Origin of the sequence: Burkholderia sola (assembly GCF_905400185.1) — a bacterium.
GTDB classification, from domain to species: Bacteria; Pseudomonadota; Gammaproteobacteria; order Burkholderiales; family Burkholderiaceae; genus Burkholderia; species Burkholderia sola.
Window position 1 is genome coordinate 1780186 of sequence record NZ_FR989675.1, and the last position, 14595, is coordinate 1794780.

Annotated in this window: 13 protein-coding genes; 11 read left to right on the plus strand and 2 right to left on the minus strand. The window is 68.4% G+C overall.

Features of this window, described 5'->3' with window-relative positions; genetic code table 11:
* Nucleotides 1-407: 407 nt before the first annotated feature.
* Complete coding sequence (locus tag KR541_RS08185) at nucleotides 408-626, minus strand: hypothetical protein (protein WP_124630392.1); 219 nt, start codon at nucleotides 624-626, stop codon at nucleotides 408-410.
* A 23-nt stretch (nucleotides 627-649) separates the two neighbouring features.
* Here KR541_RS08185 and KR541_RS08190 point away from each other — a divergent pair, with 23 nt between their 5' ends.
* From KR541_RS08190 to KR541_RS08240, 11 genes are all read left to right on the plus strand, one after another.
* Complete coding sequence (locus tag KR541_RS08190; protein WP_050012601.1) at nucleotides 650-1162, plus strand: fimbrial protein; 513 nt, start codon at nucleotides 650-652, stop codon at nucleotides 1160-1162.
* 89 nt (nucleotides 1163-1251) lie between these two features.
* Nucleotides 1252-3738 (plus strand): fimbria/pilus outer membrane usher protein, encoded by a 2487-nt coding sequence (locus tag KR541_RS08195; protein WP_482830288.1) that lies wholly within the window; start codon nucleotides 1252-1254, stop codon nucleotides 3736-3738.
* A 17-nt stretch (nucleotides 3739-3755) separates the two neighbouring features.
* Nucleotides 3756-4502, plus strand: a complete 747-nt coding sequence (locus KR541_RS08200) for a fimbrial biogenesis chaperone (protein ID WP_050012603.1) — start codon at nucleotides 3756-3758, stop codon at nucleotides 4500-4502.
* Nucleotides 4499-5521: a fimbrial protein gene (locus KR541_RS08205; protein ID WP_050012604.1), complete on the plus strand. Its 1023-nt coding sequence runs from the start codon at nucleotides 4499-4501 to the stop codon at nucleotides 5519-5521. Before KR541_RS08200 ends, KR541_RS08205 begins: the two co-directional genes overlap by 4 nt.
* Before the next feature lie 240 nt (nucleotides 5522-5761).
* Nucleotides 5762-6430, plus strand: coding sequence for an RNA polymerase factor sigma-70 (locus KR541_RS08210; protein ID WP_216089488.1), 669 nt, complete (start codon nucleotides 5762-5764; stop codon nucleotides 6428-6430).
* Between the two features lie 85 nt (nucleotides 6431-6515).
* On the plus strand, nucleotides 6516-6758 hold the full coding sequence (locus tag KR541_RS08215; protein ID WP_050012606.1) for an MbtH family protein: 243 nt from the start codon (nucleotides 6516-6518) through the stop codon (nucleotides 6756-6758).
* 45 nt (nucleotides 6759-6803) lie between these two features.
* Complete coding sequence (locus KR541_RS08220; protein ID WP_050012607.1) at nucleotides 6804-7811, plus strand: TauD/TfdA family dioxygenase; 1008 nt, start codon at nucleotides 6804-6806, stop codon at nucleotides 7809-7811.
* Nucleotides 7811-8659 carry an ABC transporter ATP-binding protein gene (locus KR541_RS08225; protein WP_050012608.1) on the plus strand — a complete coding sequence of 283 codons (849 nt, stop codon included), beginning with the start codon at nucleotides 7811-7813 and terminating at the stop codon, nucleotides 8657-8659. Before KR541_RS08220 ends, KR541_RS08225 begins: the two co-directional genes overlap by 1 nt.
* Nucleotides 8656-10746, plus strand: a complete 2091-nt coding sequence (fhuB, locus tag KR541_RS08230) for a Fe(3+)-hydroxamate ABC transporter permease FhuB (RefSeq protein ID WP_216089489.1) — start codon at nucleotides 8656-8658, stop codon at nucleotides 10744-10746. Before KR541_RS08225 ends, fhuB begins: the two co-directional genes overlap by 4 nt.
* Nucleotides 10743-11543 carry a siderophore-iron reductase FhuF gene (fhuF, locus tag KR541_RS08235; RefSeq protein WP_050012610.1) on the plus strand — a complete coding sequence of 267 codons (801 nt, stop codon included), beginning with the start codon at nucleotides 10743-10745 and terminating at the stop codon, nucleotides 11541-11543. The genes fhuB and fhuF overlap by 4 nt, the downstream gene beginning before the upstream one ends.
* A complete protein-coding gene (locus KR541_RS08240; RefSeq protein ID WP_216089490.1) occupies nucleotides 11540-12565 on the plus strand; it encodes an ABC transporter substrate-binding protein in 1026 nt (341 codons plus the stop codon). The genes fhuF and KR541_RS08240 overlap by 4 nt, the downstream gene beginning before the upstream one ends.
* 173 nt (nucleotides 12566-12738) lie before the next feature.
* On the opposite strand, the gene KR541_RS08245 is transcribed toward KR541_RS08240, so the two are convergent.
* Nucleotides 12739-14484 (minus strand): cyclic peptide export ABC transporter, encoded by a 1746-nt coding sequence (locus KR541_RS08245; RefSeq protein WP_050012612.1) that lies wholly within the window; start codon nucleotides 14482-14484, stop codon nucleotides 12739-12741.
* Nucleotides 14485-14595: the final 111 nt, after the last annotated feature.

Genomic DNA, 14595 nt, shown 5'->3' on the forward strand with positions numbered 1-14595 from the left:
GGCGACCGGTCGTGCCGCTCCCCGGCGCAAACGTGTGCCGCGTTCTTTCCTTTTTCATCTCGTCCAATCCGGCAAGCGAGCCGCGTTCCAGCGGCCGCGCATGCATGCGATTCAAGATCGGCAATTGACGAATGGATTAATCAACATATCGGAATTAATGGTGGCGGCAAAGTGTCGCGGTAAAACGTTTGTATTCTTGCGCAATCGTTTGCGCGATAAATCCATATTGATGGAATGCCATCGTTAATTTCCTGTCAGTTGAAAATGATTAGATATTAGCGTTGTAATCGGACAACGATGGCGGTGTTGGACAATGTTTTGTCCTTTGAGTGGCGGTCCTGCTCAAGCCAGCGCCAGTAAGGAAGTGCGCGGCGTCGATGATTATCGGCAAGAAATTCCCTTAATCTTCAATCGGTTCCGGAAAATAAAAAAGGACTGCGGATAAAAAATCCGGGATTGAAAATGGAGGGGAAATAATGGGGTTTTAGAGGGGTAAATCGAACATTGTCAGATGCATTTGACAATGATTTACAGACATCTTTCGTGGTTATCTCGATAATGCCGCCTCGTGTCGGACGGGAGCCACCACGCGCTGTCGTTTGTGTCCGCCACGTCGTCCATTCCATTTGCACTCCTTACGGGAAACCTCATGAAAAAATCCATCCTGAGCGCTGTCGCACTCGCAGCCCTGTCCACCTCGGCCTTCGCAGCGGGCACCGGCACGATCAACTTCACGGGCGAGATCGTCGCGGGCGCATGCGGCATCGACTCGGGCTCGGTCAACCAGACCGTGAACCTCGGCAAGGTGCCGACCAACGTGTTCAAGCAAGCCGGCGACAAGTCCACGCCGACCAACTTCGACATCAAGCTGACCGATTGCGACACCAGCGTCGCGAAGAACGCGTACTTCACGTTCACGGGCACGTCGAGCGCGGGCCAGCCGAAGCTGCTCGCCACGATCGGTTCGGCAACCAACGTCGGCATCCGCCTGCAGGCCGCGTCGGGCGAATACCTCGACAACGGCGCCGAGCAGAAGGCGCCGACGCTGCTGCAGAACGGCACGAACATCGCGCGCTTCGCGGCGATGTACGAAGCGACGGCAGCCGGCGTGACGCCGGGTACCGCCGACGGCGTCGCGAACTTCACGGTCCGCTACCAGTAAGCATCCGTACCGGAGGAGGGATGCGTGCATCCCTTCCTCCTTCGTCCTTCCTCTCGTTTTCCTTCTCCTCGGACTCCCGGTAGCACCGCGTGCGAATCAGACATTCCTTCCTTTGCGTCTCCGTGCTGGTCGTCGGCAGCCAGAGCCAGGCGACGGAATTCAATTCGTCGTTCCTCGACATCGACGGAACGCGCAACGTCGACCTGTCGCAGTTCTCACAGGCCGACTTCACGCTGCCCGGCGAGTACATGCTCGACGTGCAGGTCAACGACCTGTACCTCGGATTGCAGCCGATCGAATTCGTGGCGGTCGATGCGACGGGCGCGGGCAAGCCGTGCCTGCGGCCGGAGCTCGTCGCGCGGTTCGGCCTGAAGCCGTCGCTGGTCAAGGACCTGCCGCGCTTCCGGGGCGGTAGCTGCGTCGACCTGGCCGCGATCGAAGGGGCGACCGTGCGTTACCTGAAAAGCGACGGGCGGCTCAAGATCACGATTCCGCAGGCGGCGCTCGAATTCACCGATTCGACCTACCTGCCGCCGGAGCACTGGTCCGAAGGGATTCCCGGCGCGATGCTCGACTATCGCGTGATCGCGAACACGAACCGCAACTTCGGTGCGGGCGGCGGGCAGACGAATGCGATCCAGGCGTACGGGACGGTCGGCGCGAACTGGGATGCGTGGCGTTTTCGCGGCGACTACCAGGCGCAATCGAACGTGGGCAACACCGCGTACGCGGACCGCACGTTCCGCTTCAGCCGGCTTTATGCGTTTCGCGCGCTGCCGTCGATCCAGTCGACGGTGACGTTCGGCGACGACTACCTGACCTCCGACATTTTCGACACGTTCGCGCTGACGGGTGCGTCGATCCGCAGTGACGACCGCATGCTGCCGCCGTCGCTGCGCGGCTATGCGCCGCTGATCTCGGGCGTCGCGCGCACCAACGCGACCGTGACCGTGTCGCAGGCCGGCCGCGTGCTGTACGTGACGCGCGTGTCGCCGGGCGCATTTGCGCTGCAGAACATCAACACGAGCGTGCAGGGCACGCTCGACGTCGCGGTCGAGGAAGAGGACGGCAGCGTGCAGCGCTTCCAGGTGACGACGGCCGCCGTGCCGTTCCTCGCGCGCACCGGCCAGTTGCGCTACAAGGCCGCGGTCGGCAAGCCGCGGCTGTTCGGCGGCGCCGGCATCACGCCGTTCTTCGGCTTCGGCGAAATCGCGTACGGCCTGCCGTTCGACGTCACCGCCTATGGCGGCTTCATCGCCGCGTCGGGCTATACGTCGATCGCGCTCGGCGTCGGCCGCGATTTCGGCGCGTTCGGCGCGGTGTCGGCCGACGTCACGCATGCGCGGGCGCGCTTGTGGTGGAACGGCGCGACACGCAACGGCAACTCGTATCGGATCAACTATTCGAAGCACTTCGACGGGCTCGATGCGGACGTGCGCTTCTTCGGCTACCGCTTCTCCGAGCGCGAGTACACCAGCTTCGCGCAGTTCTCCGGCGACCCGACCGCGTACGGCCTCGCCAACAGCAAGCAGCGCTATTCGGCGACGCTGTCGAAGCGCTTCGGCGACACGTCGACCTATTTCTCGTACGACCAGACGACCTACTGGGCGCGCGCGTCCGAGCAGCGCGTCGGCCTGACGCTCACGCGTGCATTCTCGATCGGCACGCTGCGCAACCTGAACGTCAGCGTGTCGGCATTCCGCACGCAAAGCGCCGGCGCGAGCGGCAACCAGTTCTCGGTCACCGCGACGCTGCCGATCGGCGGCCGCCACACCGTCACGTCGAACCTGACGACGGGCAACGGCAGCACCAGCGTGAACGCGGGCTACATCTACGACGATCCGGCCGGCCGCACCTATCAGGTCAATGCGGGCGAGACCGACGGCCGCGCGTCGGCGAACGCGAGCTTCCGGCAGCGCACGTCGGCGTACCAGCTCACCGCGCAGGCATCGACGCTCGCCAATGCGTATGCGGCCGCGTCGCTCGAAGTCGACGGCTCGTTCGTCGCGACGCAGTACGGCGTGTCCGCGCACGCGAACGGCAACGCGGGCGATACGCGGCTGCTGGTGTCGACCGACGGCGTGCCCGACGTGCCGCTGTCCGGCACGCTCACGCACACCGATTCGCGCGGCTACGCGGTCCTCGACGGCATCTCGCCTTACAACGTGTACGACGCGACCGTGAACGTCGAGAAGCTGCCGCTCGAAGTGCAGGTGACGAACCCGATCCAGCGCATGGTGCTGACCGACGGCGCGATCGGCTTCGTGAAGTTCTCCGCCGCGCGCGGCAGCAACCTGTACCTGACGCTGACCGACGCGGCCGGCCACGCGCTGCCGTTCGGCGCGTCGGTGCAGGACGCGGCGAACGGCAAGGAGCTCGGCATCGTCGGCGAGGGCGGCGCGGCGTTCCTGACCCAGGTTCAGCCGAAATCCGCGCTGGCGGTGCGGGCGGGCGAACGCACGCTGTGCACGATCGACGCGCTGCCGAATCAGCTCCAACTCGAAGGCACGCCGATTCCGGTGACGTGCCGGACACCGGGCGAGTCGCATGCGGCGGCCGCGCGGGTCGAACGATGATTTTCATGGATCCAGCGATGAAGAACGCTTTCTCCCTTTCTTTCCCGCGGCGCGCGCTGTGCGCGTTCGCGACCGTCGGCGCGATGCTGGCTGGCGCCGCGCAGGCGGCGATCGTGCCCGATCGCACGCGCGTGATCTTCAACGAAGGCGAGCAGGCCGCGATCGTGACGATCACCAACAAGAGCGCGACATATCCGTATCTCGTGCAGTCGTGGCTCGAGGACGCGAAGGGCAACAAGACCACATCGCCGCTGATGGTCGTGCCGCCGCTGCAGCGCATCGAGGCGAACGAGCGCAACGTGCTGCGGATCGCGAAGCTGCCGGGCACCGAGTTGCCGGCCGATCGCGAAACGGTGTTCTACCTGAACATCCGCGAAGTGCCGCCGAAGACCGATACGCCGAACACGCTGCAGATCGCGCTGCATACGCAGATGAAGCTGTTCTACCGGCCGAAGGCCGTGCAGCCCGCGCGCGACGAGGACTGGACGCTGCCGATGACGCTGCGGGTGGAGGCGGCCGCGCACAAGCTGGTGTTCGACAACCCGACGCCGTACCACGTGACGGTGGTCGACGTGAGCGCGGGCGCGCAGAAGACGCCGGTGCCGATCGAGCCGGTGATGGTGAGCCCGATGAGCACGGCCGACGTGCCGTTCAAGGCCGCGACGCCGGCGACGCTGTTCGTCACGCATATCGACGATTACGGCGGCCAGGTGGCGGTCGAGTATGCGTGCGACGCCGGTGTGTGCAAGAGCGTGAAGCAATGAGCGCGGGCATGCGTCATCGGGCGGCGCCGGCGGCATGGCTGCGCTGGGTCGTCCTCGCGCTGCTGATCGCGGCCGTGCAGCCGGCGTGGGCGCTGCGCTGCCTGACGAACAGCGGCGCGACGTCGTTGACCGAGCCGATCGGCGGCGTGGCGTCGTATCCGACCGACGCGCCGGACGGCTACGTGATCTGGGTGTCGCCGGTGCGCACGACGTCGGGGTATTGCTACAAGGACCTGGGGGACGCCGGCAGCCTGAAGGTCGTCGACAACATCTACTTCTACGCGAATCCGAATCGTACGGACCCTGCCGCATGGGGACTCGAGATCGGCATCCGCTACAAGGGCGTCGATTATTTCGACAAGACCAGCAATCGCGGCGGCGGGGTGTTTACCGGGTATTCGGTGCCGCCGTGCACCCGGTACGACTTCGACCGCGGGCGTTGCCAGCGCACGAACATCAGCATCGACTACCAGGTCGTCGTGCGCAAGAAGGGCAACTGGATCCAGCCGCCGAGCGATATCTACACGGTGTTCCAGTTCGACGGCGAGTTCGGGCTGAATGCGTTCGGCACGAGCTTCCAGTACCGGCTGAGCGGCCTGCGCAACCTCAAGCCGACACCGTGCTTCGTCGACGTCCTCGTGACGCCCGAACCGGGCATCGTCAATTTCGGGCAGGTGCAGGCGGCGGGTAACGGCTTCATGCCGGCGGTGCCCCGCAAGCGGTTCTCGTTGTCGCTGACCAAGAAATGCAACGTCGCGGTGCGGGTGGACGGGTATTTCGAAACGAGTTTTCCGGTCCAGAACGGTTTGCTGGTGCCGGCGCAGGACAGCAATTTCGGGATCGGCATCGAGGATAGCCAGGGCAAGGCCATTCCGTTCAACCAGCAGTTCACGCTGGCTCAGTTCGCGTCCAACGTAATGAATCAGAGCGTGCTGATGGACGCGGTGCTGAAGTCGTTCGGGCCGCCGAAGATCGGGCGGTTCGATGCGACGGCGACGATCCGGTTGTTCATCTACTGACGGCGGTGGGCGCGGCCGCGTCGTGCATCTCGGTCGTTTCGGTCACCGGGCAACTTCCTTCGGCCCGGAAAGCTTGCCGTGCTTCGTAGACCCGTCGCGTTCGTCCTGTCCGCCGAAGCAGGCATTCCGGCAATTGTTCAGACAAATCCCACTAACCTAAAGGGTTATCTCGTAATCGGATTGAGAATGATTTGCGTTTACGTTAAATTCCCTTATCTCGGAATTTGACGGAGCAGATCGATGGCGATGGCGGAAGTGCTCGACCGACCGGTAGCGGCAGCGGCAAACCCGTTCCTCGGCAGTTATCCGGACCTGCCGCCGCGCGCCGCGCCGCGTGCGCGCCGGGCGTCCGAGCCGCGTGCGCAGGGCGCGCTGCTCGATGTGCTGATCTCGCATCGCGCGATGCTCGTCAACGTCGCGCGCGGCTTCGTCGGCTGCGCGAGCCGCGCGGAGGACATCGTGCACGACGTGTTCGTGAAACTCGTCGAGTTCCCCAATCAGGACGCGGTGCGCCAGCCGGTCGCGTACGTGACGCGGATGGTGCGCAACGCATCGATCGACGCGTGCCGCCGGCAAAGCCTCGAAAACGTCTATCACACCGAAGAGGACGACGGCTACGACGTGCCGTCGCCCGAGCCGACGCCGGAAGCCGCGTTGATGACGCGCGATACGCTGCGGCGCGTGTGCGCCGCGCTCGACGACCTGCCGGCGCGCAGCCGGGCGGCATTCGAGATGGTGCGGCTGCGCGAGGAGACGCTGCAGACCGCGGCGCGCGCGCTGAACGTGTCGCAGACGCTCGTGCATTTCATGGTGCGCGACGCGGAGCGCCACTGCGCGGAATGCCTCGACGCATGCCATCGCGGCGTCGCCTGCCCGGTGTTCCTGGGCGGCCGCGCACGGCGGCGGTAAAAAAACGCGCCGGCCAACCGTCTATCAGACAGGAGCGGCCGAATTCGCCGCTTCGCTTCCTTCAACCGCCCAGCGATTTCCGATCATGACGCAAGCCCCGACGCCTTCCGCCGACACCGACGATCTCGTCTATACGGTCGTCATCAACGACGAAGAACAGTATTCGATCTGGCCGACGTTCCGGCCCGTGCCCGCCGGCTGGCGCGAGATCGGCGTGAGCGGCCCGAAGGCCGACTGTCTCGCGCACATCGAAACCGTCTGGACCGACATGCGTCCCGCGAGCCTGCGCCGCGCGATGGACGGCGAGCGCGCGACGCGCGCGTCGTGACCCGTTGCGCCGCACGTGCGGCGCGTCACCTGAAGAGGACGTTGCATGACCCTGCTTTCGTTGCCGACGCTCGACGACCTGCGTATCGAGCCGGGACTGCCCACCGTCGTGTCGCCGCGCGGCAACGACGGGATGTCGATCGACGACGTCGCGCCGCTCGCGCGCGAGATCGCGGTCGACACGCTCGAACGGGCGGGCGGCGTGCTGTTCACGGGCTTTCGCGTGCCGTCGATCGACACGTTCCAGCAATTCGCGGCCTCGTTCGGCGATCCGCTGATCGGCTATGAATACGCGTCGACGCCGCGCAGCCAGGTCGAAGGCGCGGTCTACACGTCGACCGAATACCCGCCGCACCGCGCGATTCCGCTGCACAACGAGCAGTCGTACACGCGCGAATGGCCGCTGCGGATCTGGTTCCACTGCGCGCTCGCCGCGCCGAAGGGCGGCGCGACGCCGATCGCGGACAGCCGCGCCGTTTACCGCGCGCTCGATCCGGCGCTCGTCGCGCGCTTCGAGAAGCGCGAGCTGCTGTACGTGCGCAATTTCGGGCAGGGTCTCGATCTGCCGTGGCAGCAGTCGTTCGGCACCGACGAGCCGGCCGAGGTCGAGCGGATGTGCGCGGCGCGCGGCATCGAGTGCGCGTGGCGCACCGACGACGACGGCGAACTGCTGCTGCGCACGCGCGAGCGTTGCCAGGCCGTCGCGCGCCATCCGCGCACGGGGGACCGCGTATGGTTCAACCAGGCGAACCTGTTTCACCTGTCGGCGCTCGACGACGACATGCAGGAAGCGCTCGTCGACGCGGTCGGGCTCGAGAACGTGCCGCGCAACGTGTATTACGGCGACGGCGAACCGCTCGAGGCCGACGCGCTCGCGCAGATCCGCGGCGTGCTCGACCAGCAGCGCATCGTGTTCCCGTGGCGCACCGGCGACGTGCTGATGCTCGACAACATGCTGACCGCGCATGCGCGCGACCCGTTCGAGGGGCCGCGCAAGGTCGTCGTCGCGATGGCGCAGAGTTACACGGTCCCGCGCGACCGAACGGAGGATTGATGACGCGTAGTACCGCCGCGCTTGCCGCGCGCGGGCTGTCGGTGGGATATCGCGACCATGTCGTGATCGACGGGCTGGACCTGTCGATCGCGGCCGGTCGCGTAACCGCGCTGTGCGGACCGAACGGCTGCGGCAAGAGCACGCTGCTGCGCACGCTCGCGGGCCTGCAGCCCGCGCGTGCCGGCCACGTTGAAGTCAACGGCAAGCCGCTCGCATCGTTTCGCCGTCGCGCGCTCGCGCGCGAGCTGACGATGCTCGCGCAGTTCAACCAGATTCCGTCGGGCCTCACGGTGCGCGAACTCGTCGCGTACGGGCGCTATGCGTACGGCGGCTTCCTGCGCGGCCTGTCGCGCGCCGATCATGCGGCGATCGACGAGGCGCTCGACACGAGCGGCCTTGTGAACGATGCGGAGCGCGACGTCGGCGCGCTGTCGGGCGGCGAACGCCAGCGCGCGTGGATCGCGATGGCGCTCGCGCAGCAGGCGCCGATCGTGCTGCTCGACGAACCGACGACGTATCTCGACATTCATCACCAGCTCGACATCCTCGATGCGCTGCGTGCGCTGAACCGCGCGCGCGGGCTGACGATCGTCTGGGTGTTGCACGACCTGAACCAGGCGGCCGCGTACAGCGACGAGATCGTGCTGATGCGCGCGGGCCGTCTCGTCGCGCAGGGCACGCCCGACGCGATGCTCGAGCCGGCGCGGCTGCGCGCGGCGTTCGGCGTCGAGATGCTGAAGCTCGCGCATCCGCAGACGGGCGCGCCGATGTGCGTGCCGGCCTACGGGCCGTCGACCGACGGCGCGCCGCAGGCGGCCGGCGTCTTCGACCGGGATCTCGCCGTATGACGACGTTCGCGATGCGCAAGCGCCTCGCGGCGACGGGCAAGAGCGCGGCGAAGGGCCGGGCCGGCGCGATCGCGTTCGGTCTCGTCGCGCTGATCGCGCTGCTCGCGGCGCTGCGGATCGCCCCCGATCTGCGCGTGTGGTGGGACGCGGCGCCCGGCAGCGATGCCGCGTCGCTCGCGCACGTATTCCTGTTCGACCTCAATCTGCCGCGCGTCGCGGCCGCGCTCGTCGCGGGCGGCTGCCTCGGCATCGCCGGCGCACTGTTCCAGTCGCTCACGCGCAATCCGCTCGCGTCGCCCGACCTGCTCGGCGTGACGGGCGGCGCCCAGCTCGGCCTGCTCGCGGCGATGCTGGTGCCGGCGCTGGCGGGCGTCGCGTCGGTGCCGCTGCTGTTCGTGTGCGGGCTCGCGGCTGCCGCGTGCGCGATCGTCGCGGCGGGCGGCTGGCGCGCGACGCCGTTGCGGCTCGTACTCGCGGGCAGCGTGTGCATGCTGCTGTTCGCCGCGCTGTCGACGCTCGTGCTCGCGTTCTTCGAGCAAAACATCGCGGGCGCCGCGCTGTGGACCAACGGCAGCCTGTACCAGCCGGGCGCGGCGGGCCTCGCGCTCGCCGCGCGCTGGCTCGTCGTGCCGCTGGTCGCGCTGCCGTTCGTGATCCGGCCGCTGAATCCGCTCACGCTCGGCGACGATGCGGCGGCCGCGGCCGGCGTGCGCGTCGATGCGACGCGGCTTGTCGCGACGATCGTCGCGGTCGCGTTCACGAGCGTGGCGGTCAGCATCGCGGGCCCGCTGTCGTACGTCGGCCTCGTCGCGCCGAACCTGCTGCGCCAGGTGCGCGGCGCGCGCGCGGCGCGGCTCGGCGTGCTGGTGTCGCTGTCGGCGCTCGCCGGGGGCGCGCTCGTGCTCGTCACCGATAGCGCGGTGCTCGCATCGGGCCTCGACGCGACGCTGTCGACCGGCGTCGCGATCGCGCTGGTCGGCACGCCGCTGATGCTCGCGATGATCCGGCGCGGCGCCGCGTGGTCGGGCGTGCTGCACGCGGATGCCGAACGTGCGGCGGGCGGCGGCTCGACGCGGCTCGTCGGCTGGCTCGAACGGCTCGGCTGGCCGTTGCGCACCGTGCTGTTCGTCGTGGCGGGCCTGCTCGTGGTTTTTGTCGGCGTGTCGGCCGGCCCCGAATGGCTGTCGCCCGCGCGCTGGTCGGCCGCGCTGTCCGGTCACGATGCGCTCGCGCGGATGCTGATCGACCTGCGCCTGCCGCGCTTGCTGTGCGCGCTGCTCGCCGGCGCGTTGCTGGCGGTCAGCGGCGTCGCGATGCAGAGCGTCGTGCGCAATCCGCTCGCGGGCCCGGAAGTGCTCGGCGTCACGCAGGGCGCGGGGCTCGTCACGCTGTTCGCATTGTCGACGTGGCCGCTGATGGGCCACGTGACGCTGGCCGCCGCCGCGCTGATCGGCGGCGGGCTGTCGCTCGCGATCACGCTCGCGCTGAATCACCGGCATCGCTACGCGCCGCTCGCGGTCGCGCTGACCGGCATCGTGATCGGCGCGCTGTGGACCACGCTCGCGCAATGGCTGATCACGCAGGAAAGCGTGCAGCCCGCGCGCTTCGTCGTATGGCTCGTCGGCGGTACGTACGGCCGCAGCTGGGGCGAGGTGTCGATGCTGCTGCCGTGGTGCGTGCTCGCGGTGCCGGTGTTCGCGTGGCTCGCGAAACCGCTCGACATGCTCGCGCTCGGCGACGATCAGGCGGCCGCGCTCGGCCTGCCGGTGGCCGCGCTGCGGCCGCTCGCGCTGACGATCGCGACGCTCGCCGCGTGCGCGGCCGTCGCGGCGGTCGGGCCGGTCGGTTTCATCGGGCTGATGGCGCCGCACGTCGCGACGATGCTCGGCGCGCGCCGACATCGCACGCGGCTGTGGCTCGCGGCGGCGTGCGGCGCACTGATCCTCGGCGTCGCGGATCTCGCGGCGCGCACCGTCGTCGCGCCGCGCGAAGTGCCGGCCGGCGTGCTGACCGCGCTGATCGGCGCGCCGTACCTGCTCGGGCTGCTGATTCTCGAGGGGCGCCGCGCCCGGCGCGCCGGGCGATGACGCCGGCGCTCGACGGCGCGCGCGCCACGCGTTTTTCGGCGTTCGCGCCGGGACCGTTTGCCGAGCACCTCGACGCCGTGTGGCTCGGCATGCCCGACGATGGGCACGCGCCGGGCCGCATCGTCGTGCCCGTCAGCGCGTTGCCCGCGCACCGCGACGCCGTGCTCGCCGCGATGGTCGACCATTACGGCGGCGATCCGGCGCAGCATGCGCGTGCGCTGATGTCGCAATGGAGCAAATACTATTTCGGCCGCGCGGCGCCGGCCGGCGTCGTCGCCGCGCTGACGCTCGGCCGGCCGCTCGACATGACGCCCGAGCGCACGTTCGTCGCGCTCGACGACGGGATGCCGGCCGCACTGTATTTCGCGAGCGATGCGCTCGGCGCGCCGTGCGACGAACCTGAGCCGCGCTATGCGGGGCTCATCGCGCATCTCGGCGCGGTGATCGACCTGCTCGCGGCGATGGGTCGCGTCACGCCGCGCGTGCTGTGGAGCAACGCGGGCAATCTGCTCGACTATCTGCTCGATACGTACCGTTCGCTGCCGTGCGCGGCGGATCCCGTCCGCGATGCGGACTGGCTGTTCGGCTCGACCTGCGTGCGCGGCGAATCGAATCCGCTGCGCCAGCCCGTGCGCGATGCCGTGCCGCGCTCGCCGCTGCTGCCGACGCCGTTTCGCGCGCGCCGCGTGTGCTGCCTGCGCTACGAAATTCCTGGAGAAACGCAACTGTGTGGAAGCTGCCCGCTGCTACTGACGATGGACGACGCGGCGCTGGCCGAGCAGGACGCGATCCGGTGACGCATGCCGGCCGCCGGCATGTGCTTGGCACGCTCGCGGCCGCGCTCGGCGCCGCATGCTGCGGCGCGTTTTCCGCATCGGCCGCCGCAGCTTCCGTGGCCGGGAGCGCCGGCGGTACGCAAGGCGCCGTGTCGCTGGCCGGCAATCCCGTCGTGTCGCAGGCCAGCGCGAAGATGCCCATGCGGCCGCAGCGCGTGGTCGCGCTCGACTTCATGTTCGCGGAAAGCGTGATCGCGCTCGACCTCGTGCCGGTCGGGATGGCCGATACCGGGTTCTATCCGGGTTGGCTCGGTTATCGGAGCGAGCAGCTCGCGCACGTGACCGACATCGGCTCGCGGCAGGAGCCCGGGCTCGAGGCGATCGCGGCGGTCAAGCCGGACCTGATCATCGGCGTCGGGTTCCGGCATGCACCGATCTTCGACGCGCTCGACCGGATCGCGCCGACGATCCTGTTCCAGTTCAGCCCGAACGTGTCCGAAGGCGGCGTGCCCGTCACGCAGCTCGACTGGATGCGGCAGATCTTCCGGACGATCGGCGCGGTGACGGGGCGCGACGCGCGCGCGCAGGCGGTCGAAGCGCAACTCGACGCCGGCATCGCGCGCAATGCGGCGCGGCTCGCGGCCGCGGGCCGCCACGGCGAGCGCGTCGCGCTGCTGCAGGATCTCGGCTTGCCCGACCGCTACTGGGCCTATACCGGCAACAGCACGTCGGCCGGCCTCGCGCGGGCGCTCGGGCTCGATCCGTGGCCGAAGAAGCCGACGCGGGAAGGCACGCTGTACGTGACGTCGGCCGACCTGCTGCGGCAGCGCGACCTGGCCGTGCTGTTCGTGACCGCGTCGGGGATGGACGTGCCGTTGTCGACGAAACTCGATTCGCCGGTGTGGCGTTTCGTGCCCGCGCTGCGCGAGCATCGGATCGCGCTGATCGAGCGCAACATCTGGGGGTTCGGCGGGCCGATGTCGGCGCTGAAGCTGGCCGACGTGATGACCGATACGATCCTGAAGCTGCCGGCCGTGCGTTGAGCGTGCGGACGAGGCCGCGTGGACGGGCAGGGCGTGGCGACCGGCTTGACGACGCGGGGCTTCCGCCTGTCCTTTCGCTACACGTCAGCCACATTCCCCGCTGAAACGACCATCGCCGACACACTGCCCATGCAGCATGTCGGCGATTTTTTCGATCGACTGTCGGTGTCGTGTTACGCGCTCAGCGCATCGACGCCATCCTGCGCGCGCAGGCGCGCCGGCTGCGTGTCGCTGACGATGCGCCCGTTGTCGAGCTTCAGCAGACGATCGGCGAGATCGAAATAGCGGTCGTCGTGCGTGATCACGATCACGGCCTTGCCGCGCGCGCGCAGCTCGGGCAGCAATTGTTCGTAGAACACGGCCTTGAACGACGGATCCTGGTCGGCCGCCCATTCGTCGAACAGGTAGAACGGGCGATCTTCCAGGTATGCGACGACGAGCGCGAGCCGCTTGCGCTGCCCGGTCGACAACGCGCGCGTCGAGAATGCGCCGTCGACCACCTTCACCTTGTGGTCGAGCGCGAGTTTCGCGACGAGCGCGTTCGCCCGCGCATCGGCCTGCGCACGCGACGGATCGTCGGGGTCGACGATGCCGAGCAGCGCATCGAACAGATGGAAATCGTTGAACACCGCGCTGAAGCGCTGCCGGTAGGCCGCGCGTTCGCGCCAGCCGATCGTGCGGCCGTCGACCTCGATCGTGCCTTGCTCCGGCTCGTACAACCCCGTCAACACCTTCGCGAGCGTCGTCTTGCCGCTGCCGTTGCCGCCGACGATGAACACGAGTTCGCCCGGCTTGATCGTCAGGTCGATCGGCCCGATGCTGAACATCCGTTCGTCGCGCTCGTGGAAATACGCATGCGTGACGCCGCGCAGCGTGACCGCGCCGGCCGGCGGCACGTCGGGCGCATCGGCCGCGGGCGGCACCGTGCGCAGCGCGCCGAACTCGGCCATCACGCCTTCGATCCGCGTGAGCGACACGCGCGCCGCGTTGACGGTCGGCAGGTTGTTCAGCAGGCCGTCGAGCGGCACGAGCATGAACAGGAACACGACGACGTAGCCGGCGGCCGCGGCCGGATCGGCATGCACGCCGAGCTGCGGCCAGAACGACGCGATGCCGAGGAACACGTAGAACAGGAAGATGATCCAGCCGACGCCGACCGCATACGCGCTGAACGCGCGGCGCCGATGGTCGCGCACTTCGCCGATCGCGGCGCCGAGCTGGCCGTCGACGAACTGGCGGGCGCGCGCATCGTGCAGCTTCAGCTCCTTCGCGCCGGAGAACAGCGAGCCGAGATAGCCGAACAGGCGGTCTTGCGCCTGGCCGGCCGCTTCGAGCGCCGCGATCGCGCGGCGGTCGCCGGTGTGATAGCCGAGCGAGCCGGCGACGATCGCGGCCAGCGCCAGCACGCACACGGGCCAGGACAGCCACGCGAGATAGCCGAGGCAGCCGAACACGATCGAGCCGTGCATGACCAGGTTCGGCAGCGCGAAGAACAGCATCGACACGTTGGTCGCATCGTCGGTCAGCACCGACTGCACGGGCGCCGCGCCGATCCGCTCGATGTCGCGCAGTTCGGCCGCGCCGACGCGCCGCGCCAGATGCACGCGCAGCCGCGCCATCGTGTCCTGCGACAGGCGGGCGAACAGCGTGCCCGACACGATCCGCGTGACGAGCGCGATCACCGCGCACAGCGCGAAGCGCCACGCGAGCGCGGCGTCGGCGGCGCCCGGTTGCGACAGCGCGCGGTTCAGCGTCGCGACGAGCAGCACGCTCGCGACGCCGTTCAGCACGCACGCGGTGAGCGCCAGCGTGAGCGACACGCGGCTTTCGCGCAGCAGCGCAAGGATCAGGCGCGCCGCGGGGCGGCCGGGGGAAGCGTCGAGGGACGGCGGGGAAGAAGGCTCGTGGGCGGCTGTCATCGGCAACGTCGGTAAAGGGAAGGCAGGCAATAACGCGAAAAACGGCAAATCTGACGCGAAAGCGGCGGGCGGGGCGCGCCCCGTTCCGGCTTTCCTTCCTGATAGACGAAC

What these genes read in the sequence shown, in the direction of transcription:
- KR541_RS08185 (WP_124630392.1), bottom strand. Translation starts at nt 626, where the DNA reads ATGGAATGGACGACGTGGCGGACACAAACGACAGCGCGTGGTGGCTCC.
- KR541_RS08190 (WP_050012601.1), top strand. Translation starts at nt 650, where the DNA reads ATGAAAAAATCCATCCTGAGCGCTGTCGCACTCGCAGCCCTGTCCACC.
- KR541_RS08200 (WP_050012603.1), top strand. Translation starts at nt 3,756, where the DNA reads ATGAAGAACGCTTTCTCCCTTTCTTTCCCGCGGCGCGCGCTGTGCGCG.
- KR541_RS08205 (WP_050012604.1), top strand. Translation starts at nt 4,499, where the DNA reads ATGAGCGCGGGCATGCGTCATCGGGCGGCGCCGGCGGCATGGCTGCGC.
- KR541_RS08210 (WP_216089488.1), top strand. Translation starts at nt 5,762, where the DNA reads ATGGCGATGGCGGAAGTGCTCGACCGACCGGTAGCGGCAGCGGCAAAC.
- KR541_RS08215 (WP_050012606.1), top strand. Translation starts at nt 6,516, where the DNA reads ATGACGCAAGCCCCGACGCCTTCCGCCGACACCGACGATCTCGTCTAT.
- KR541_RS08220 (WP_050012607.1), top strand. Translation starts at nt 6,804, where the DNA reads ATGACCCTGCTTTCGTTGCCGACGCTCGACGACCTGCGTATCGAGCCG.
- KR541_RS08225 (WP_050012608.1), top strand. Translation starts at nt 7,811, where the DNA reads ATGACGCGTAGTACCGCCGCGCTTGCCGCGCGCGGGCTGTCGGTGGGA.
- fhuB (WP_216089489.1), top strand. Translation starts at nt 8,656, where the DNA reads ATGACGACGTTCGCGATGCGCAAGCGCCTCGCGGCGACGGGCAAGAGC.
- fhuF (WP_050012610.1), top strand. Translation starts at nt 10,743, where the DNA reads ATGACGCCGGCGCTCGACGGCGCGCGCGCCACGCGTTTTTCGGCGTTC.
- KR541_RS08245 (WP_050012612.1), bottom strand. Translation starts at nt 14,484, where the DNA reads ATGACAGCCGCCCACGAGCCTTCTTCCCCGCCGTCCCTCGACGCTTCC.